The sequence below is a fragment of the Alteromonas sp. 14N.309.X.WAT.G.H12 genome (assembly GCF_036697315.1).
GTDB lineage: Bacteria > Pseudomonadota > Gammaproteobacteria > Enterobacterales > Alteromonadaceae > Alteromonas.
Window position 1 is genome coordinate 1 of record NZ_JBAHZB010000007.1, and the last position, 21,565, is coordinate 21,565.

The following is a 21,565-nucleotide window of genomic DNA, read 5'->3' on the forward strand; positions in this document are numbered from 1 at the left end:
AGATATTCCCGATATAGGGCCCATCCCTGTCACCGCCGATGTGGTGTTAAACCGAGAAAATGTGAGTGTAAATACCTTTACCATCGACATTCTTGAAGGTCGTGTAACAAACACGGGCACCTTGTTTTTAAATGAAAGCATGAGTTGGTCTGGTCGAACCGAACTTACGGATATTTCTGCTACCTCGCTCTCGCCTATGGCACCAGAGGAAATCAACGGTGGCTTTACTAGCTTAATGCAACTAACCGAGCAAGGGGCAGAAATGAGCATCACTGACTTGTCTGTGACGGGGCAAAGAGATGGCTCACCCATACAGGTAGAAGGGGCGCTGGTGTATTCCCAGCGCAGCGATCTGCTGGTTTCAAACTTAAGTGTGATGCAGCAGGAAAATCAGATAAACATTGCCGCGCAAATTATCAATCAACGTTATTTAAATGCCGATATTGATTTGGATGTTGACGCCATTGCCCAGCTCTACCCCGATGTAACCGGCGCGGTAAACGGTCGAATAAAAGCATCAGGCGTATGGACCAATCCCACCGCCAATGGCGCCATCAAGGTTACCGATTTACACGTGGCACCGGCCATCAACCCCACCTTGGCCGAGCAAGGCGCCATCAATGGTGTGGTTGATATAACCGGCTCTCTTGATAATCATCAGCTAAAAGTAGACATGGTCAACGCAGATAACTCTGCCCAACTAGCATTGGCGGGCAGTTGGAAAAATGGTCAATATAACGCCCAAATCAGTGCCACCGAACTTGGATTGATGACCACACGCTGGCAGCTTGATAATCCCTTCGATTTAACCATAACCACCGAGCCCCTTACGGTTTCTGTCAGTAAAAATTGCTGGCATTCCAGACAGGAGGGCCAGCTATGCTTAGATAAAACCCTCTACCAGAACGACATCACCCAATGGTCGGTGAATGCCCAATTGTTGCCACTGGGCATATGGGCCCACGAATTTGTGCCAAATACCATTACGGCACCGTCTGATGCCACCTTGTCCTTTACCTCATCGGGAAAAGTCGGCGTTGATGTACCCCTTGATGTTAATTTTGATATGACCGTATCCCCGTCTACCTGGACCCTTGGACCGAAACAGCAACTTGCACTGACCACGGACGATTTCACCGTACATGGGGCCTACACCGATAACCTTTTAACCGCCGATGTTTCCCTAAGCAGTGAACAACTTGGCGATCTGACTGCCAATATCAACGCAAGTCCCACGGATAAAAGTGCCCCGTTAAGCGGTATGGTGTCATTAAACGCCATCAATATAGCGCCGTTTAAATCCATGTCAGCGTCCATTAGAGCCTTGTCGGGGATCCTCAACGGCCAGTTGGCCATAGGAGGCACCATCGACTCGGTTCAGCTGAACGGTGATGTCACCCTGGCTAAGGGAAATATTGATATTGAAAACATGCCCGTGGATGTAGGTGATTGGGAACAAGTAATACATCTGAATGGTCAAAATGCCACCTTTGAGGGCAGCTTCCTTCTCGGTGGCGGTAAAGGTGCTGTGGATGGCGATTTAAGCTGGCATGACGAACTTGAAGCCAATGTGAATCTCACCGGAAAACGCTTTGAGATCCAGCAACCAGATATGCGCATGCAGGTTTCCCCTGATTTGTCTGCCAACATTCAGCCAAATAAGGTTACCGTCAACGGCAGTGTCAACATTCCTTGGGCCCGCATTTTAGTGGAGAATTTACCCGCAAACGCAGTTTCCCCTTCAAAAGATGTGCACCTGCGCGGTGAGCCTCCCTCAGATGATCCCCTGGATTTAGTGGATGCCACTGTCATGGTGAATATCGACAAAGCAAAATCTGGCGAAGTAAAACTGGACGCCTTTGGTTTAACCGCCAACCTGTATGGCGGTATTGAAGTTAAAACCGTACCGGCGCTGGTGGGTTATGGTGACTTACAAATTTTAGACGGTCGCTATCAGGCGTACGGCCAAGATCTCATGATTCAAACTGGGGAAGTGCAATTTAATGGCCCTTTAGATCAACCCATGTTGCTGATAGAAGCCATTCGTGATCCCGACCAAACCGAAGATAATGTGGTGGCTGGGGTGCGTATAGACGGCTCCGCCGACAGCCCCAATATCAACTTATTTTCCGAGCCATCCATGAATCAAAGCAACAGCCTATCTTATTTACTCACCGGCAGCGGCCCAGGTACCAGTTCCAGCGAGACAGACTATAACGCACTGTTACTCGGGTTTGGTTTATCAAGTACGGAAAAACTGCAAGGGCGAGTAGGTAATGCGCTGGGCATTGAGGATTTCAGTGTCAGTACCACATCCAGTGTTGGCAGTAGCGCCACAAAATTGTCTATCAACGGACGCATTAATGACAGGCTAACCGTGCAATATAACCTTGATGTTGGATTAAGCAGTAATGATTCCTCTACCAGTACCTTACTGCAGCGCCAGGAACCTCCTGATGTGTCGTTACGGTATCGGCTGCTACCAAAACTTTTTGTTGAGGCGATACAGACAACCATTGACGAGGAAACGGAGTTTGCCGTCGATTTTTATTATGAATTTTTCTTGGGCAAGCCGGCGCAAAGCCGAGTAGAAGAAGAGCCAGACAATGATTAAGCTCTGCTTGTACCTATCACAAGCAGAGCTATCCCGTTAGCCGCTAGGATTTATCCTCTGGGGTATCGTTATTACGTAAATACCCTGCGGCTTCTTCATCCTCTTTTAAGGTGATTTTATCCTGCGTCGCCTCTGTGGAATGGGCGCGGGTTTGCTGATTAACCTGATGGATAACACTGGCGCTTTGTAAATCAGCTTCATTGGTTATGGATGCAATAGACTCCCGTTTTTGTAGGAAGGTTTTAATTTCCTCAATAATGGAGGCCAATTCATTGTCATTTTTCGTTAGCCCCATGATATATCGCGGGGTTTCCAGATTACTTGCACCACTGGTGGCAAAAATGGAGCTTTTGATGGTGCTGGTTATGATCCAAGGCGTAATGGAGCTTCTTACCAAAACGTTTTCTGAACGTGTTGAGTCATGAATCGACATTCCGGTGGAGAATTTTGATTCGTTGAACGTCCCTTCCGTTTTCAGGTACATCATCATAGATTCAAATTTCAATTCTCCCCAGAAAAGGTGTGAGGCATTGTTCAACATCTTGCCCGCAGCACTCAACGCCATCCAAGCGAAAAACAACACAAGGGCATGGCTGACCTGATTAAACAGTGCAATGACCTCGCTGTCTGTGAGCTTTCCGCCAGAGAAATTATTGGTGGCCTCTCTTAGCAAGCTCATCCCATCGGCAACACTTAAAGCAAAAAAACTTAACAAGGCGAAGCTAATCAGTACGCAGACTTGACCTAGCAGGGTAGGAAGTAGCTTTTGCTTAGTCGCAATTTCATTGTTTTGATCTTGGGCAAGGCGAGGTTGGGTTTCAATGAGCAATTCCCCATCAAAACTGCCTTTGCCGTCAGCCTGCTCTTTTAATTTGGGATCTAACTCTCTGTAGATACGATTGGGGATCTCTTTATATCGGCGATTGGCCAGTACGATGTTTTCTAGATTGATAAAAATTTCGTTTGGATGCACCGACTCCTGCAAGTTGTCCCGATATTCACTGACTTCGGTTTGCGGAGAAACGCCACGCATTCGTGTGAGTAACCCTGGCAGGATCCCGGCGATTACAATTGCCATGGTAACGCCCAGTATGACCAGATTTAACCACGCACTAAATACGGTGTATTTTTCCATCCATGCAGCCAGCTCGCTGGTGGAGACATCCACCACAGCATCTAGTCCAAAACCCACAATCACCGGTACCAAAATAGACATACCGATTAACATAGACACAGATAAACCCGACACTTTATGTAGTTGGGTATTACGACGATTATGAATGGCTGATGCGGCGCTAAACCAAAGACGCAGTAAATACACCAATAAAAGAAACGAAAGAACGGGCATCGCCAGTAATTGTGCTTTTTCACCGGCTAAGCCGGTTGATACCACAAAAGCCACAATAAGAAACGAAACAATGGCGGCAATAAAACTAATGGCCAGACTGCCTAATTCCTGTGCCAAATTGCGCAACGGGTGGGGCAAAAAGGTCAAATTGGGAAAGATAGAATGTAAAAATCGCGCCACCCAACCTTGGGGCTCAACAAAGGTGGTGTTCTTGCGTCCCATCATCATGGCATGCAGCTGGTTGTCATCATAGAGCACGGTTTTTTGCTCTGACTGAGCAATATCTTGCTCTGAACGGGAACGATTATACGCTAAAGACGTCGGTACCGAACGCCCAACAAAGTAACGAAATAGTTGAAATAAACCAACCCCAAGATGTCTGGAACCGGCCGCCAATAAGACAAAACCAAGAATGGCGTAAGTGTATGCATACACGGGGTTTTCTTTTAGTGCTTCAGCCACCATCAAAAGGGGGATGACACCACTCGCCAACAAGATAGCCCCCGTAACCGCCCGAAATTTCCCTTCGGTTTTAAACGGGTTTTTAATACCTAGCGTTTGTGAACCAAAATCATACGCCATTCTTATTTCCTTGTAATAACATTAAGCCTGATAATTATTGTGTATATCTACCACAACGGACACAAGCAAACATCTTTTAGTTTAATAACTTATATATAAATTCTAGACCTATCGAGACTGTAGAAACGCGGATAAATGTGTCGCTGCAATGCCAAGCAAGCGTTGACGCGCCTCTTTGGCAAACCAAGCCGTGTGGGGAGTGATCAGTAAATTTTTCAGTCCCGAGTGCAGCAAGGGATGATCCTTAGGTGGCGGTTCAATTGACAAGCCATCAAGGCCGGCCCCAGCAATCTCACCGTTTTTTAACGCATCAAGCAATGCCTTTTCGTCAATTAACGCGCCGCGTGCGGTATTGATCAACAAGGCTGAGGGTTTCATTAATTTCAGCCGCGATGCATTGATAAGATGATGAGTCTCATCGGTAAGCAAACAATGTAAGGACACCACATCGGCCTGGGGTAACAAGCTGTCTAAAGATGGACGCAAATCCTCTGGATCACCCGGCCGAGCCGCCACGGTCACCGTCATCCCTAACGCCACCGCTAACTCAGCAAAACGTTTGCCCAATACGCCATAACCAACGATAACCAAGTGTTTGCCAGCCAATTCAAACACCGGATGGTCCAGTAAACAGAAATGGGGGTTTGACGACCAAACATCATTTTCCACATCTTGATTATAGGGGGTGAAAGACGTGGCCAAATTTAACATCAGCATGAGCGCATGTTGCGCAACGGCATTGGTGCCATACCCGGCAACATTGGCGACCTTAATGCCTTTTTTTTCGCAGTAGGCTTTATCAATGTTATTAGTACCTGTGGCTAAGACACCGATATATTTAAGGTTTTGTGCGTCACATAGGGCGCTTTCGTCCAACAGCACTTTATTGGTCAGCACAATGTCTGCATCCCGTATGCGCTCGTTCAACGTGTCTTTCGTGGTATTCCCGTATAAGGTTAACGACAGGGGTAAATCCGTTAAGCAGGTAAGATCCAACTCTTCGGTTTTAAAGGTATCAGCGTCTAATAAGACCGCTTTCATCAAAATTCCTCCATGTTCGAAGCAAGGGCTTCTTTTATATCGGCAGGAATAGGCACGGCGTTATCGGTCATTTTGTCCACATAGACATGAACAAACTGGCCATGGGCCACCCGTCTTTGAGATTCTCCGGCATACACCGACAACCCATAGGTAACAGAGCTTCTGCCTATTTTCGCCACCCGAACCCCCACAAAAATCGCCTCTGGATAGGAGGCTGGTGAGATATACTGACACTGGGAACTGACAACATAGGTGGTGATATTTGTTGATTCACCGATACTGGGGCAGTGGGTTTGTAGAAATCGGCTAACCGCAGTGTCGAAAAAACTATAAAATGTCACGTTATTGATATACCCATTTTCATCGTTATCTTCTAAACGTGTTGTTAACTCAACCTGATAGGGGTAATCATTGAGTGAGGGTGTAAAGTCGGTCATATGGCGCTCCTACAAAAGCAAAGACGCTATCAGCATACCCCCATGAATTTATCAGATCCATTATCACAACCAGATAAGAGATTGGTTTTACAATAGGTCTACTTTGTTATCCCACTATAGGTGGGGGTTATCTAGCAACACCAAATCATCACGATGGATCACCACTTCGCTGCCAGCAAACCCAAGCAAGGTGGCAATTTGATGACTTTTTTGCCCTTTGATTTTATGCAGATCTTTGGCATCATAAAGAACAAGACCTTTGGCGATAGTTTGGCTACCGTTTTTAATTTCTACGGCATCACCGGCGCAAAATCGGCCTTTTACATCGGTAATACCCGATGGCAAAAGCGATGCTCCCCGGTTGACGATGGCCTTGGTGGCGCCGTCATCCACATGGATGCTACCTTTGGATTTTAACGTGTGTGTCAGCCAAAGTGCCCGGGCTTTTTGACTGGACCGTTGCGCCGAAAACAAGGTTCCTGGATTATTTCCTTTTAGCAGACGGTCAAAAACGTTGCCATTACGCCCGTTAACAATCAATGTTTGAATGCCACTTTGGGTGCACTTGTCCGCGGCTTCAATTTTCGTGCGCATGCCGCCGGTACCCATGGCCGTGCCTGCGCCACCGGCCAGTGCATAAATATCCGGCGTGATGGTATCCACCTTTGGGATCAACGTGGCCGTGGGGTCTTTTCGTGGATCAGCGGTAAACAAGCCGTCGATATCGGAACAGATAATCAAGGTATCGGCTTGGGCAACCAAAGCCGTGTACGCCCCTAAATTGTCGTTATCACCCACTTTGAGTTCCGCCACAGCCACGGTGTCATTCTCATTGACAATGGGCAAGGCCTGATGGGTCAGTAATTCCCGTAAGGTATTTTTTATGTTGACATACCGGGTTCGGTTGCGAAGATCATCAGCGGTAAGCAACACTTGGGCACAAGGACAGTCAAAAAATCGCTGCCAGTTAGCCATCATTTGGGTTTGCCCAATGGCGGCCATGGCCTGTTTTTCGGCAATAGAGGCGGTATGATTTACCATAACACGGCCTCGGCCTGCGGCCACACTACCCGAAGACACCAGGATCACTTCTTTACCGGCAGCGCGGCTTTCGGTAATGAACCGGGCGATGGGTAGTAAATACTTGGCACTGACTTGCAAACCATCGGGGGCAATTAATGCACTCCCAACCTTAATAACAGCGCGCTTCCAGGTAAAATTACTCATGAGGATGACAACTTAACAAAGAGACTGAGAGAATACTGCAAACAGACACAGAAAAAAAAGCTATTGTACTGTGTTTTTTTTAATAAGCGGAAATCTAAGTTTGCGGTGAGGCAAAAACTATCTACGGCCAATCACTAGCGACATAACTCATAGCGTTATATTATAACACTGGGGTATAAGTATTTTATAAATAGGATAATAAATGAGCATACGTAAAAACCGTCTGCTGTGGTTAGCGTCGGTACTAACAGTATTAGTACAGGCTCCAACCGTAAGTGCAGCGATAAAACAAACAAAGGGCGACTTCGAAGATAAGTTCAGACAGCTTGATGAAGTTCTTCCCACACCTAACGTATACAGAAACGCAGCGGGCGAAGCCGGTCACGAGTACTGGCAGCAACAAGTTGATTACGTCATTAATGCTAAACTCGACGAAGAAAAGCGTCGCATTGATGCCGAAGAAAGTATTACTTATCACAACAATTCACCGGATACGCTGAAATATTTGTGGATCCAATTGGATCAGAACAAATTCCGTGATGATTCCATGTCAGCCCTGACCACCACCTTTGGTGGCATTGGCAACCGTGGACCGGCCACACAAGCGGCCAACGGCAGTTCACCGGCGAAATTGAGCATGGGTGCACTGCGTCGTCAGCAGTTTGTTGATGATCATGAGCTGGGCTATCAAATTAACGCCATCGAAGACAGCCGCGGGAATGATCTCCATTACGTCGTGGTTGGCACGTTAATGCGCGTGGACTTAAATACCCCTCTTAAGCCCGGCGCAAAAACGAAATTTTCCATTAATTATGGTTTTAATATCGTAGAAGAAGACGCCGTTTCTGCCCGTTCAGGTTACGAACATTTCCCTGACGATGAACGAGAAGGCGGCAATGATATTTTCCTTTTGGCCCAATGGTTCCCGCGCTTAGCAGCCTATACAGACTATGAAGCCTGGACAAACAAAGAATTTATCGGTCGTGGGGAATTTACCCTCGAATTCGGTAACTACGATGTAAACCTAACGGTTCCTGCTGACCATATCGTCTCATCTACCGGTGTGTTGCAAAACCCATCAGATGTATTAACCAGTACCCAACGTAAGCGCTTAAAAGAAGCGAAAGATGCCGATCGTACGGTATTTATCGTTACCCCAGAAGAAGCGTTGGAAAATGAAAAAGCGGGCACCAGCAAAACCAAAACCTGGCATTTTAAAGCCGATAATGTTCGGGATTTTGCCTGGGCTTCTTCACGTAAATTTATGTGGGATGCCCGCGGTTATGAACAAGATGGCGATGTAGACCATGTAATGGCCATGTCCTTCTATCCTAAAGAAGGTGGCGATTTATGGAAGAAGTACTCAACAGAAGCCATTATTCATACCCTTGACGTATATAACCGTTTTACCTTCAACTACCCCTATCCTGTGGCACAGTCCGTCAATGGTCCGGTTGGCGGCATGGAATATCCCATGATTACCTTTAATGGGCCACGCACCGAGTTGCAGGACGATGGTAGCCGTACCTATTCCTTGTCAGAAAAACGTTTCCTCATTGGCGTTGTGATCCACGAAATTGGGCATACCTATTTCCCTATGGTGGTTAACTCTGACGAACGTCAATGGACATGGATGGACGAAGGCCTAAACAGCTTCTTAGACGGTGTCGCAGGGCGTGAATGGGATCCAAACATTCCTTGGGGCGTAGAGCCCCGTGATGTGACAGGCTATATGAAATCATCCTCACAAGTACCTATTATGACTCAGTCTGACTCGGTACTGCATCTTGGTCCTAACGCCTACACCAAACCCGCGGTGGCGCTGAACATTCTCCGTGAAACCATTCTTGGCCGCGAGCTGTTCGATTTTGCCTTTAAAGAATACGCACAACGTTGGATGTTTAAGCGCCCTACACCGGCTGATTTTTTCCGTACCATGGAAGAAGCCTCAGGGGTCGATCTTGACTGGTTCTGGCGAGGTTGGTTTTACACCACAGATCACGTGGATATTTCCATCGATCGGGTGTACAAGCTACGTTTAGATACCAAAGATCCTGATATTGACCTAAACCGTCAACGTGAAGCGGAACAGGACAAACCCCTGTCTCTTACTGTAGAACGTAACGAACAGGAAGGGCGTAAACTGTGGGTGGATCGTTTCGAAGACATCGCTGATTTTTACGATGAAAACGACCAATACACCGCCACCAATAAAGATCGCAACAAATACCGTGAGTTTTTGAACAAACTGGAACCTTGGGAACGTGCGACCTTTGAACGGGCAGTGAAGGAAGATAAAAACTACTACGTGATGGACTTTTCCAACCTTGGTGGTTTAGTCATGCCGATTATTCTAGAAATGGAATTTGCCGATGGCAGTAAAGAAATGATGCGTATACCTGCTGAAATCTGGCGTCGTACACCCAAAGCGGTTTCGAAGCTGGTGGTCACAGACAAAGACAAGGAACTGGTTAGCGTTACCGTTGATCCTCGCTGGGAGACCGCCGATGTTGACGTAGAAAATAACTATTATCCACGTCGGATCATTCCTTCACGCATTGAAGCTTACAAAGCGAAGAAGAGCACAAGTCGTGTTTCCATGGATTTAATGCAAGATGTTAAAACCGAACTGAAAACAGACGACGAGGACGAAGATGACAATTAAGTCTCTTCGTGCTGCACAGTGGGGCCTGCTGGCCCTGCTGTTATTCAGCACCACAACATCGGCCCATCAAATTAAGGCTGCAATTACCACGGTATTGTTTAATCCCCATACCGAAAATATCGAAGTCATGCATCGTTTTAACTTGCATGATGCCGAACACGCGGTAAAAGCACTTTTTGATAAAAATGCCGACATTCTTGACGATGAAAAAACCCAACAAGAGTTTGCCCATTACATTGAACAACGTTTTTCGCTACTGGATATTGATAAGCAACCGTTAGCATTGAAAACCGTAGGTTACGAAGTAGAAGGTAAGTTTTTCTGGGTGTATCAGGAAACGGCTGAGCCACCGGCACTTGAAGGTTTAACGATACGTCATGATGCGCTGCGTGATTTGTGGCCTGATCAGATTAATACGCTAAACGTAGAAGGCCATGGTGATATTAAGACCCTAACTTTCAGCAATAATGTAGAATTATTGAGTGTTGAATTTCAACGTCACCACTAAAGTATTAGATAACCACATTGACCCACTCGCCTACCTTAACGCATAGTGACAGGTAATACACATAAACAGGCGAGTGTTATGTCTCAATCATCTCCTCAACATAGTTTTGCCAATAAGAAAAACATAATGTGGGTGCTACTATCTGGTGCCATGGCCATATTATTTGTGGTTTTGCTGTTTATACCCGGTGGAAGTCAGAACGGCAGTTTATTTTCCGTTTACAGCGCCATGATTTGGTGCGGATTATTTGGTTGCACCCTCTTTCGCTATCTTGATAAAAATGGCTGGATTGGTTTTGCCGTTGGCAGCGTGGTAGGAATGTGTATTCAAATATTGTCGCAAATCGCAATGATCTAACCTATTTAGTTAGCAATTCACACTGACAACGTGCAATCCCGCGGCATTATAAACATTGCGCTCACATCACCAACTAGTCGATAGTGATGGCTTTTTCGTCGATGTCTGCAAATAGAATAGACTTCATCGTTTACACTTCCATACATTCATTGTTAATTTACACCATGTCACAGGTTTTCGCAGAACCGGATCCGGGTTTGACTTTGTGTGAATGTAATTTAAATGCAAAGAGACCTACTTATTGTGGCGATGAAGCGATCAAAATGCGTTTTTTTAAAGTAGAAAAGTGTTAGAAAAGAGGAATTTGCTTTTCTCACGGAACAAATTGATCCATTGATTCTCATAATAGAAGACACATCTCTGGTAGTATGAACTGCTAGAAGGAATAACACAGGGTGGAAAGATAATGACTGATGAATCAGAGAAGAAAACACTGGCACCGCATATTCTAATAATTGCGGTGGTTGTAGTAGTGATTATTGCAGTAGTGTTGTGGCCTTCCAAAGAAGAACCCGCACCGGTTGTGCCGAAGACACCTGTTGAAGAGACGCCGGTCGTTCCAGATGAACCTGATGACTTCGTGCCGGCGCCTGCGCCAGAGCCCGTTGAAATTGAACCTGTCGACGAAGTGGAACCGATGCCTGAACCCACAGAGCCGGAACCTGAACCTTTGGATGTCTCTGATGCCGGCGTTGAAGAAGCTTTAAAATCGATCTCCGATACCCCTGAAGTGGATACTCTTCTGGTAAAAGACGGCATGATACAGCGCTTTGTGGTAACAGTGGCAAACCTGGCCAATGACGAAATGGTGCCCGTTCAGCAACTTCCTGTGACAGCGCCAGAGCAATCATTCAGGGTTTATCGTCAAGCCGGTAAAGAATGGATAGATGCGGCAAGCTACAAACGCTATACGCCTTATGTAGCGATGATCGAGTCTTTCGACAACGACGCCTTGCTTGAACTGTTTAATCGCTACAAAGATGAGATTCAGTCGAAATATGATGAGATTGGCGAACCTGGCCAACCTTTTGAATCGGTTATGGTTGAAGCCATTGATCAGCTACTGGATACGCCTGAAGTGCCTGTGCCGGTTGAAGTATATTCAGATTCCGTTGCCTACAAATATGCCGATGAAAAACTGGAAAATTTGAACTCCCCGCAAAAACAATTACTTCGTACCGGCCCTGATAACATGCGCAGAATAAAAGCGAAGTTACGGGAACTCAAATCCTTACTGGTCGACAATGGATTTTAAACACTTACAAGACAGCGTGACGGCGTGCTCAAAATCACAGGAGCACGCCATCCCACCGGTAGAAAAATGGGATCCGCCTTTTTGCGGCAATATCAACCTGCGTATCTCGTTAAAAGGCGAATGGATATATGAAGGTTCGCCGATTTTACGTCCTCCTTTGGTTCGTCTTTTTTCTTCGGTGTTAAAAAAAGAATCCCAGCAGTACTTTTTAGTGACGCCGGTAGAAAAGGTAGGCATAGAGGTTGAGGATGTCCCCTTTATCATCACCACCTGGACGCAAGAAAACCACACCTTGTTTTTTACCACCCAAACCGGTGACACCTTTCCTGTGGACGAATCTCATCCGGTGGAACTGCGCACACCACCCACAGGTCTGGGCTCTCCAGACGCTTCCATCCCATATGTCAATGTACGCCGGAATTTATGGGGCCGATTACATCAAAATGTGCTGTATCAGTTGCTGAATGAAGCAAAAATCACAGACGGCGAGAACGGAAGACAACAGGCGGTAGTACAAAGTAACGGCGATGCCCTTGTGCTGGGCGAAATAAACGACCCCTTGTAACAACTGATCCAACTTGCCCCATACCCACCGTATAAAGCCTATTGTTTATCAAATTCAACGATGCATTTGCTGGCGAGCAATGTGCGTGGTTGAACAAAGTTTTTACTAGGACGTCATGCCAATTAAAGAAAAGTTAAAACGCTCAACCAAATCAGCGGTTAACTCAAAACACATGTTAAAAGGGATCACCTTGGCGTCTTTTCTTGAGTCCACCATTGTTCCCGTTCCACTGGAAGCCATTTTAATCCCGCTGATGCAAGCCCGAAAAGAAAAGCTTTGGCATATTGCTACCATGGCCACACTGGGCTGTGTGATTGGTGCAATATTTGGTTATGCGCTGGGCTACTATCTCTTTGATCTGGTAGGCGAGTGGGTTATTGATACTTTTTTTAGCCCAGAACAATTTGAAACCGTGAAACAAAACATGCAAGACCAAGGCTTTTGGTTTGTCATGACCTTGGGTATAGCGCCCATTCCATTTCAGGTAGCCATGTTAGCCGCAGGGGCAACTCAATATGCCTTAGGGCTCTTTATACTGGCCACCGTTATTGCCCGCGCTATTCGCTATTTTGGCCTTGCTTTGGTGGTCTATCTGGCGGGGGATCAGGCAGAATCTTTAATTCGCCGTTATAAAACTAAAGCCATCGTTGGACTCACCCTACTGGTACTGTTGTTGTGGTATTTATCCACGTTACTTTAGTTTGAGAAGGCGGATTTCCGTCTAGAACAGTTTTAGTTGATAATAATTCTCATTTGCTCTACTTTAAGGCGAGGAGGTGCAAATTATGAAAACCGAATATCTTTGCGCACAATACTGGCAATGGCTTCAGTTAAACCCGGCACAAGCCCGGATCCATCGTCGTCAACAATATGAAACGGTAAAACAATTAGCGCAAGAGGGCTGTACAGAAAAAGCCCTTGTGGCGAATGGTCAAGCCTATGAAATCGCTCAAGCCATTGTACTGTCGCTGCACAACCACCACACAGATACGGATTTAATTGAAACCAAAGAAGATATGGTTGCTTTTGCGGCGCTAGCATCCGGGCTGACAAAAAGATTAGCCGAAGTCAAAACTCACTTTAAAGCGGCAAAAAGCTTAAAAGGGGCAAGGCAACAATTGCGCATACTGGCCCCTTTATTCGCCTGTCATTTTGATATCTTGATGTTAATGCGTCAGCTAGATTCATCATTAAATGAGGGAGAAGCCTTTTATGAACGGCAAACACTCATGCCACGAGAACTGCATTAGTTAGCATTTGCCGGTCAAGCTTTACGCCTCATTCACGCCTTTTTGGATCAAATACTGATAAGGCAAGGTGTCGGTTTGTGAATCCACTAATGTGTGGTGCATAAATCGGCAGAAACTGGGAATATCCCGGGCTGTAGACGGATCATCTGCAGTTATTAGCAGCGTTTCACCGTCTTTCATTTTTCTTACCTCAAGACGCACCATCATGACAGGCTCGGGACATTTTAGCCCCAACGCATCTAAGTAATTATCGGCTTTCATTGGGCGTACATCACCAAGATCAGATCCCGTAAGTCTCACGGTAGCGTTGAATGTCGGCCAAATGCTTTTCGTACTCACCATGCTCTTTTAAGTAAGTAATCACATCGGCTAAAGACACTATAGAAACTACCTGCGTATTAAAATCGCGCTCAACTTCCTGAATGGCAGATAATTCACCATTTCCTTTTTCCTGTCGATCCAATGCAATTAAAACACCAGCCAGGGTGGCGCCATTTTGGGCAATTAGCGTCATGGACTCGCGAATGGCAGTGCCGGCAGTGATCACATCATCCACCAGCATAATACGCCCTTCCAATGCGCTACCAACAAGGTTGCCACCTTCTCCATGATCCTTCGCTTCTTTACGATTAAAGCAATAGGGCACATCCACATGATGATGATCAGCCAAAGCAACCGCCGTGGTCGTTGCAATGGGGATCCCTTTATATGCCGGGCCAAACAATACATCAAAGGTAATCCCTGAGTCGGCAAGGGCCGCCGCATAATAGCGGCCCAATTTAGCTAAATCACCACCACGGTTAAACAACCCTGCATTAAAAAAATAAGGGCTGGTACGACCGGATTTTAATGTAAATTCACCAAATTTCAGTACGCCACGGGCGATAGCAAATTCAATAAATTCCCGTTTAAATGATTTCATTGGGCTCCCTTAAGCTAGCGCAGCTTTTTGAATATCAAATAATTCTCTTAAACCGTGTTTGGCAATATCGAGCATCTCATTCATTTCGTCAAAGGAGAAAGGTTCGCCTTCGGCAGTGCCCTGGATCTCGATAAGCTTGCCGGTTTCTGTCATCACCACATTCATATCGGTTTCTGCGGTGGAATCTTCGGTATATTCTAAATCGGCAATGGGCATACCGTCGTAAATGCCAACGGACAAGGCAGCAACCATAAACTTCAATGGATTGGTTTTGATGATGCCTTTGCTGCGCATATAAGTTAACGCATCGACCATGGCAACACAGGCGCCGGTAATAGAGGCAGTACGGGTGCCGCCATCAGCTTGAATAACATCACAATCTAAAGTGATGGTGTTTTCACCCAAGAGTTTTAAATCTACTGCCGCACGTAACGAGCGGGCAATTAGGCGTTGAATTTCTAAGGTACGGCCACCTTGTTTACCTCTGGCGGCTTCACGCTGACTCCGTGTATGGGTAGCCCGGGGCAACATGCTGTATTCAGCGGTGATCCATCCTTTACCTTGTCCCTTCATAAAACGAGGAACGCCTTCTTCGACAGAAGCATTACACAACACCTTTGTGTTGCCAAATTCAACCAATACAGAGCCTTCGGCATGACAGGTAAAATTACGGGTGATAGTAACGGGACGAATTTGACTGGCGGTTCTGCCGCTTGGACGCATAGGAGTCTCCTGAAAGGCTTAAGTGGGTGCAACAAATTAATTCGCGCAAGTATACCGTAAACAGGGGTAAGAAATGAACGTTCGGTTACAGAGAATTAAAAGGCGTGCGCCGCTAAGAGCGGCGCAAGGGATTTATTTGAGGGATTTAGCGAGAAAATCAATCACCCGCTGATAATACTGAGCGCGGTTATTTTCATCATAAAAACCATGGGTTTCGGTGCTTTCAACAAACCATTCGTAGGGCTTTTGGGCTTTATCCATGGCGGCTTTTAAGCGTTCCGCATGTTCAATGGGAACCCGGCGATCTTTCTCGCCGTGGGAAATCAGTACCGGCCCTGCTAGCTTACTGACATGATTCACCGGTGAAAAAGCGGCTAACTGGGCTTCATCACTGCCGATAGCTTTATTTAAATATTTTTTCCCCCACAGTAACTCAGGAATATCCCCTTCGCTATACATCAAGTTTAAGTCGTATACGCCGGCGGTTGCCACCGCGCATTTAAATAAATCCGGTGCTAATTCAGCAGACATGACCGCTGAATAACCCCCAAAACTGGTGCCCATAATACAGACCTTATCAGGATCGGTTTTGCCTTGCTCAAGGATATAGCGGGTGCCATCGATGATATCTTGCTGAATGGTATCTCCCCAATGTTTGTAGCCTGCTTGCTGGTAGCTGTTGCCATAACCGCCTGAGCCTCGGTAATTTACTTGTAATACTGCATAACCTTGGTTCGCCAATAACTGCACTTCCCGATCAAAAGACCAATAATCCCGTACGCCGTGGGGGCCGCCATGAACCAAGGTAACTAACGGCACTTTTTGGTCTGCTTTTTGCCCCACCGGATAGGTAATAAAACCGTGAATGGTCATGCCATCGGAGGCTTCAAAAGAAACAGGTTGTGATTCAGAAAAGTCATTGATGTCAATATGATCCATATTAGCAAACAGTTGGCTGATTTTGTTTTTCTTCTTGTCATACAGGTAATAGGTGCCCGCATCGATGTCGTTGCTGGCATAGATAACCCACAAACCACCGTCTTTTGAACGGCTCACCAATGACACGCTATAACCCGGCAATGTGCTTAGCAAGCTTTTAAATATGGTCGCTTCTTCACCTGCTCCATCAAAAACCAAATAAGCGGGGCGTCCGTTATCCACACGAATGGCATAGGCAGAAGAATTATCAGTGGTGACATTCACCTGAGTAAGGGACACCACGTCATCGGTATAAATTTCTTTTCTTTCACCGGTGGCTAGATTCATTTTGAACAAACCGACTTTATCTTGTTCATAGTCATCAAAGTAAATGGCCTGAGTGGCATCTTCGCTCATGGCTATGGGCCTGAAACTATCGCCAAACTTATCTGACACTTCTACCCACTCATCATCTTGATAGCGATAAATAAGGGTATCGCCGTTTTTGTTGGTGCCTGTGGACATCACCAGGTTTCCGACCTTGTCGGTAAAAAATGAGGCTTGCTGGGCCGGTGCACGGGTAATTTGCCTGCGTAAGGTACCGCTGTAAATATCCAGCTTATGTACCGAAGCAAACCGATCGCCACCTTGAGATTGGGGTTCAGAAGAAATCAGTATTTCCCGGTCGTTATCTGGCAACAAATTAATTATGTGCGCCCAGCCTTTGGTTTGTTTTTTACGCTGGATTTTTGTGCCCATTTTTTCTCGGATGCTAACCCCATAGATAATTTCTCCCATGGAACCGTCGTAATTCACCGCGTACAATTCACCATAAAAGGACGATTCAGCCTGCCAGGGTGCCCGTCGCCATATCTCAAAAACAATACGTTCGTTGTTGCCCCAATAGAAATTCCCCACTTCACCATGGGCGCCTAAATTCAAGCCGCCTAATGTGGAAAAGTCTTTCATGCTTAATATGAGTAAGCCCCGGCTACCGTCAACAAACACCCCCATAGCCAGCTTTGAGCCATCGGGTGACAGTTTTACGCCCTGGTAGGTAGACGCTTTGGCAATATCCTGAGGCGTAAACGAGGCAAAGGAAAAACATGAAAATAGCAGAAAGGCACTGAGTGCAACCCATCGTTTTAACAACATAACTTTCATCCCTGAATCTGTGTTTGTAGAAAAGGCTTACAAACTTTTAACTAAATAAAACAAGCATTCATTCTTTTTTTTCATACTAAATGGTCAATTAGCCTTTTTCAAACTTTACTCTTTTTTTACAGTTATTTTATTGTCAGGCACGGTGGCTTCTCTCCCTTGCAGCCCATTCCATCCTAGCGAAATGAATAAGCACTGACATTAGGTCAGGAACTGCGTAAACTAGAATCCATATTTGCGACAAGAATTTGGCTTTGATTATGATTTTTAGCATGACAGCCTTCGCGCGTAGCGAAGTAAAAAAAGAATGGGGCACGGCAGTATGGGAAGTGCGCTCGGTAAACCAGCGCTTTTTAGAAACCTACTTTCGTTTACCCGAGCAATTTCGATCTCTAGAACCGGTACTGCGGGAACGTTTTCGCAAAAAATTACAGCGCGGCAAAGTAGAATGCGCCTTACGCTTTAGTGCCAACGATGCCGCCGTGACCAAGCTAAATTTAAATGAAGCCTTAGCCAAAGAAGTAATGCATGCAGCCGACTGGGTGCAGTCTCATGGACAATCAACGGGCGTAAACCCGTTAGATGTACTGCGCTGGCCAGGCGTGATTGCCGCAGAAGAAGCCGACATGGATGCGATACAAGGCGATATATTAGGTGCTTTTGATGAAACCTTACGCCAATTTATTGAAGCCAGAGCCACTGAAGGTGCTGCGTTAAAATCAATGATTGAGCAGCGCCTAGACGGTATTGAAAAAGAAGTCGCTTTTGTCACTGAGAAAATGCCTGCCATTGTGGAATGGCAACGGGAGAGAATACAAACTCGCTTTGAAGAAGCAAAAATTGAAGTAGAGCCCACCCGGTTAGAGCAAGAAATGGTAATGCTGGCACAAAAAATTGATGTGGCAGAAGAACTCGACCGCTTAAATGCTCATGTAAAAGAAACCCGTAACATTCTCAAAAAAGGTGGCGCGTGCGGCCGTCGACTGGACTTTATGATGCAGGAATTTAACCGCGAGTCGAATACCTTGGGCTCAAAATCCATCAACAGTGAAATCACCCAATCGGCGGTCGAGCTGAAGGTGTTGATTGAGCAGATGAGAGAGCAGATCCAGAATATTGAGTAAATCTCACTAGCACTCACAAAACCGTTAAAACATTGAAAATCCTCGCTTTATAGCGGGGTTTTGTTTTTTATAGTTCCGTATTTTTTCATTCTGTTTCATCCAGTAGGCGAGTATTGTGGTGAGTATTTTTCACTGCTAGTCTCAAACTACTGGTGAGTACAAGAGGTGAAAAAATGCCAAATTTAACAGTTAAACAATATCCAGCCAATCAAAGGTTAATATTCCATAAGCAGCTATGACTCGGGGGGAGAAGTCAGTTTTAAACAGCAGTTAGTGAATATTGGTATGTTGCAAGAAATAGATTCAGGAAAGGAAAAATTACTTGTACACCCACGGTCGATTACGTTAATGGCAAAAGACAGTAATAGTATCAATGCTTTTTGAGGTTCAAAATATTCCCTCAGTCCTGAGCTAGGTGGAACAAATGACGAAAGGAATAAAAGTGAAACTATAACTTCTTTATCTGCTGAAAAATGAAAAGATAGTTTCACTGTCTCATTAGACGTTAAACGCCGATTGTGTCATTGCTTGCTCGGCGCGGCTGATCCCTAGCCGCTTAGCAACGGTTTGCCATTGCTTCACCGCATTTAATACTTCGTCGTAAATTTGCGTGGCTTGGGTTTGCGAAAGTCGGAAGAAGTCTTTCACATCAAAGGCTAGCTGGTAGTCTAAAGCGTTGTCTGCATCGGTAATATTCAGATGCAGGCCATGCTTGCCCACTATCGGGTTTAAATCATAAGCGGGTGATAACTTCCAACCATTCTTTGTTAATAAAAACCCATGGTTACGTAGGTGATCATCCGTGTTGGATACCGCAATATTAAACACAATACGACGCCATAGCTGTGCTAAATCAGCTTCGGTTTGTGCACCAGAATTGGAAATAAATTCAGCAATTTCTAAGTAGCTGGCACCTTGAGATTGTTCACCATCATAGTATTGTAGCTGTGTCATGGCCGATGAAAAATGCAGCCGCTGATCGCCGTCGCGGTCAAACCGTTTGGTTAAAAAGGTATGATGCCCAGAGGAAAACCGTCTAATCTCACTTGGAAACATGTCAACACCTGCCGCCAAGGCCAATTCATAACAGACCATCTCCCACGCCCCCACGTCATGGGTATCATTTAAATTGGGAAACTTGGCAATCCACAAGTGGCCTTGTTCGTCTGTCACACAAGCCTTGGGCCTTGCACCGCCTAATGATGAGCCTGGAGAAATCAGCATTTTCAACCAGCGATAATACTCGTCACTGTCGATGTTATCGTCTTTTTCAATCTGCATGGCTGCGTGCTCTAGCTCTCGCAGAGAAGCCATTGGCGGCGCAGCAAATTCAGAATTGTCGTCCAAAAAAGCATTCGAGCCTGCTCGCTTAAATCGAATACCGCCCATCCGGTAAGAGTCGTGTACGCCCAGCAGGTAATCTAGCTCGTTTAATCGACTTGTTGCTCGAATGCCTTTGCGCGCTTCAATGGCCGCACGCCGCTGCATTAAAATACGCCCCCATCTATCAGGCGATGAATCAAGAAATGCACGAAAGTTTTTATTGGCTTCATCGTTGTAGAGTTCACCGGAGTGGAGGGTCAGGATAGGATCAATTTGTAAACGATAGGCTGAAGTTAAAAATGCTTTATCGTAGGCAAAACTAAACACGCCACCTCGGCTTGAATCGCTGTAAGTCAGCTGTCCTATTAGCAAAGGCGCCTCAATTGGCTGCCAGTCGGCATAGACTTCGACGATTTCACGGCTCATCTTGAACCTTCCAGCAATTTTATGTTTTGCAGCTTGATACCCACTTCATCATGAGCGGCCATTTCTGCAAAGTTGCTTTCCATGCCAAGAACGGCCATCACCTTTAAGTAAGTGCCTATGGCAACGCCCGGATCACCTGCGAAGACTTTGTTCACGGTTTTATGGTCAAAACCAGTACGTTCACACAGCAGCTTTTTGGTAAAACCACGTCTTTTCATCGCCAACAGCAAGTCTTCACCAAACTGCGCCAGGATTTTGCGCTGCTTTGGAAACAATACATTGTGTAAGTCACGCTTAGCCATACCACCAACCAAAGGGACTATATTCCCATTATTTAATCATTACTGGGAATATAGTCCAGCTTTTAAGTCTAAGCAACGCCAATAAATTAAATGTGGGAGTATATTCCCATTTTAATCAATATAATTGGATTTATATCCTACTTTTAAGTTTGTCTTGCCCGTTGGCCAAGGCGAAGATGTGGATCCCTGAATACCAATTGACTTTGCTCTAGAGCTGAAACGCGAACTTATTGATACGCTTTTCATCTCACCTTTAAGAACGTTTATCAAAACTTGAGTATAGATGGTGGACAAAAGCGTTTCTTCTACTCAGTTAACCAAGGGCATATTTGGCAAACTAAATCAATTTAATATTTGTAATGTTGTAATACAATACTACTTTTTGTGGTGAGCCCATGGTGACCTTGTAACCGTAGAAAATATTGAGCCAGGGGTTAGTAATGACAATGTCTATGAGTTTATATTTTTCACATCCATATCAATTAAGTTAGGAAGGAAAAAGATGAGCACAACTATACCTTTAGAGATTCTCAGCGCCCTACAGACACCAGGCCTCACGTTCAATAACGGGCGCTCTCCAACAAAAGCGGAAAGCCAACCTATTTTGCAGTCCGGAGTTCGTTGACCACTACAAGTCCAGAGATCCTTGCAATATTGATGATAACGCCAGAACCTTGTTCCTGCATTGTTAACAAGTATGTCCGAACTCGGTTAAACGCCGACTTTTATTAGGGTGTTTTTTCATCAAGTCGATGTTGTAAAGCAGGTTATGCTATTTACGTTATCCCATAACAACAATTTTAAGCTACAGTAGCTA

19 protein-coding genes are annotated in these 21,565 nt (G+C 45.6%); 9 read left to right on the forward strand and 10 right to left on the reverse strand.

Going from position 1 to position 21,565, the window contains the following annotated elements; all coding sequences use genetic code 11:
* The coding region (locus V5298_RS04515; protein WP_332930284.1) for a translocation/assembly module TamB domain-containing protein at positions 1–2,614 on the forward strand (2,614 nt) is incomplete at its 5' end.
* Positions 2,615–2,657: 43 nt separating this feature from the next.
* Here the strand turns inward: V5298_RS04515 and V5298_RS04520 are convergent.
* From V5298_RS04520 to proB, 4 genes are all read right to left on the reverse strand, one after another.
* Entirely contained in the window at positions 2,658–4,544 is a 1,887-nt protein-coding gene (locus V5298_RS04520; RefSeq protein WP_332930285.1) for a hypothetical protein, read from the reverse strand.
* A 108-nt stretch (positions 4,545–4,652) separates the two neighbouring features.
* Positions 4,653–5,585 carry a D-2-hydroxyacid dehydrogenase gene (locus V5298_RS04525; RefSeq protein ID WP_332930286.1) on the reverse strand — a complete coding sequence of 311 codons (933 nt, stop codon included), beginning with the start codon at positions 5,583–5,585 and terminating at the stop codon, positions 4,653–4,655.
* On the reverse strand, positions 5,585–6,022 hold the full coding sequence (locus V5298_RS04530) for a thioesterase family protein (RefSeq protein ID WP_332930287.1): 438 nt from the start codon (positions 6,020–6,022) through the stop codon (positions 5,585–5,587). Before V5298_RS04530 ends, V5298_RS04525 begins: the two co-directional genes overlap by 1 nt.
* A 114-nt stretch (positions 6,023–6,136) precedes the next feature.
* On the reverse strand, positions 6,137–7,249 hold the full coding sequence (gene proB, locus V5298_RS04535; RefSeq protein WP_332930288.1) for a glutamate 5-kinase: 1,113 nt from the start codon (positions 7,247–7,249) through the stop codon (positions 6,137–6,139).
* A gap of 202 nt (positions 7,250–7,451) precedes the next feature.
* Between proB and V5298_RS04540 the strand changes: the two genes are divergently transcribed.
* The 7 genes from V5298_RS04540 to V5298_RS04570 all read left to right on the forward strand — a co-directional run bounded on the left by V5298_RS04540 (position 7,452) and on the right by V5298_RS04570 (position 13,849).
* Positions 7,452–9,914: a M1 family metallopeptidase gene (locus V5298_RS04540; protein WP_332930289.1), complete on the forward strand. Its 2,463-nt coding sequence runs from the start codon at positions 7,452–7,454 to the stop codon at positions 9,912–9,914.
* On the forward strand, positions 9,904–10,422 hold the full coding sequence (locus tag V5298_RS04545; RefSeq protein WP_332930290.1) for a DUF6702 family protein: 519 nt from the start codon (positions 9,904–9,906) through the stop codon (positions 10,420–10,422). Before V5298_RS04540 ends, V5298_RS04545 begins: the two co-directional genes overlap by 11 nt.
* A gap of 78 nt (positions 10,423–10,500) precedes the next feature.
* Positions 10,501–10,779: a hypothetical protein gene (locus tag V5298_RS04550; protein ID WP_332930291.1), complete on the forward strand. Its 279-nt coding sequence runs from the start codon at positions 10,501–10,503 to the stop codon at positions 10,777–10,779.
* 406 nt (positions 10,780–11,185) lie between these two features.
* On the forward strand, positions 11,186–12,034 hold the full coding sequence (locus V5298_RS04555) for a DUF3014 domain-containing protein (protein WP_332930292.1): 849 nt from the start codon (positions 11,186–11,188) through the stop codon (positions 12,032–12,034).
* Positions 12,024–12,599: a DUF1285 domain-containing protein gene (locus V5298_RS04560; RefSeq protein WP_332930293.1), complete on the forward strand. Its 576-nt coding sequence runs from the start codon at positions 12,024–12,026 to the stop codon at positions 12,597–12,599. Before V5298_RS04555 ends, V5298_RS04560 begins: the two co-directional genes overlap by 11 nt.
* Positions 12,600–12,714: 115 nt before the next feature.
* Positions 12,715–13,299 carry a YqaA family protein gene (locus V5298_RS04565; protein WP_332930294.1) on the forward strand — a complete coding sequence of 195 codons (585 nt, stop codon included), beginning with the start codon at positions 12,715–12,717 and terminating at the stop codon, positions 13,297–13,299.
* An 85-nt stretch (positions 13,300–13,384) separates the two neighbouring features.
* A complete protein-coding gene (locus V5298_RS04570; RefSeq protein ID WP_332930295.1) occupies positions 13,385–13,849 on the forward strand; it encodes a hypothetical protein in 465 nt (154 codons plus the stop codon).
* 21 nt (positions 13,850–13,870) lie between these two features.
* Here V5298_RS04570 and tusA read toward each other — a convergent pair whose 3' ends face one another.
* The 4 genes from tusA to V5298_RS04590 form a co-directional block, all read right to left on the reverse strand.
* On the reverse strand, positions 13,871–14,110 hold the full coding sequence (gene tusA / locus V5298_RS04575) for a sulfurtransferase TusA (protein ID WP_332930296.1): 240 nt from the start codon (positions 14,108–14,110) through the stop codon (positions 13,871–13,873).
* Between the two features lie 19 nt (positions 14,111–14,129).
* On the reverse strand, positions 14,130–14,771 hold the full coding sequence (pyrE, locus tag V5298_RS04580; RefSeq protein WP_332930297.1) for an orotate phosphoribosyltransferase: 642 nt from the start codon (positions 14,769–14,771) through the stop codon (positions 14,130–14,132).
* A 9-nt stretch (positions 14,772–14,780) separates the two neighbouring features.
* Entirely contained in the window at positions 14,781–15,494 is a 714-nt protein-coding gene (gene rph, locus V5298_RS04585; RefSeq protein ID WP_332930298.1) for a ribonuclease PH, read from the reverse strand.
* A gap of 132 nt (positions 15,495–15,626) precedes the next feature.
* A complete protein-coding gene (locus V5298_RS04590) occupies positions 15,627–17,567 on the reverse strand; it encodes a S9 family peptidase (protein ID WP_332930299.1) in 1,941 nt (646 codons plus the stop codon).
* A gap of 266 nt (positions 17,568–17,833) precedes the next feature.
* On the opposite strand from V5298_RS04590, the gene V5298_RS04595 reads away from it, so the two are divergent.
* Positions 17,834–18,697 carry a YicC/YloC family endoribonuclease gene (locus V5298_RS04595; RefSeq protein WP_332930355.1) on the forward strand — a complete coding sequence of 288 codons (864 nt, stop codon included), beginning with the start codon at positions 17,834–17,836 and terminating at the stop codon, positions 18,695–18,697.
* Between the two features lie 498 nt (positions 18,698–19,195).
* On the opposite strand, the gene V5298_RS04600 is transcribed toward V5298_RS04595, so the two are convergent.
* Positions 19,196–20,446 carry a type II toxin-antitoxin system HipA family toxin gene (locus tag V5298_RS04600; protein WP_332930300.1) on the reverse strand — a complete coding sequence of 417 codons (1,251 nt, stop codon included), beginning with the start codon at positions 20,444–20,446 and terminating at the stop codon, positions 19,196–19,198.
* Positions 20,443–20,748, reverse strand: coding sequence for a helix-turn-helix domain-containing protein (locus V5298_RS04605; RefSeq protein ID WP_075607775.1), 306 nt, complete (start codon positions 20,746–20,748; stop codon positions 20,443–20,445). The genes V5298_RS04600 and V5298_RS04605 overlap by 4 nt, the downstream gene beginning before the upstream one ends.
* Between the last annotated feature and the right edge of the window lie 817 nt (positions 20,749–21,565).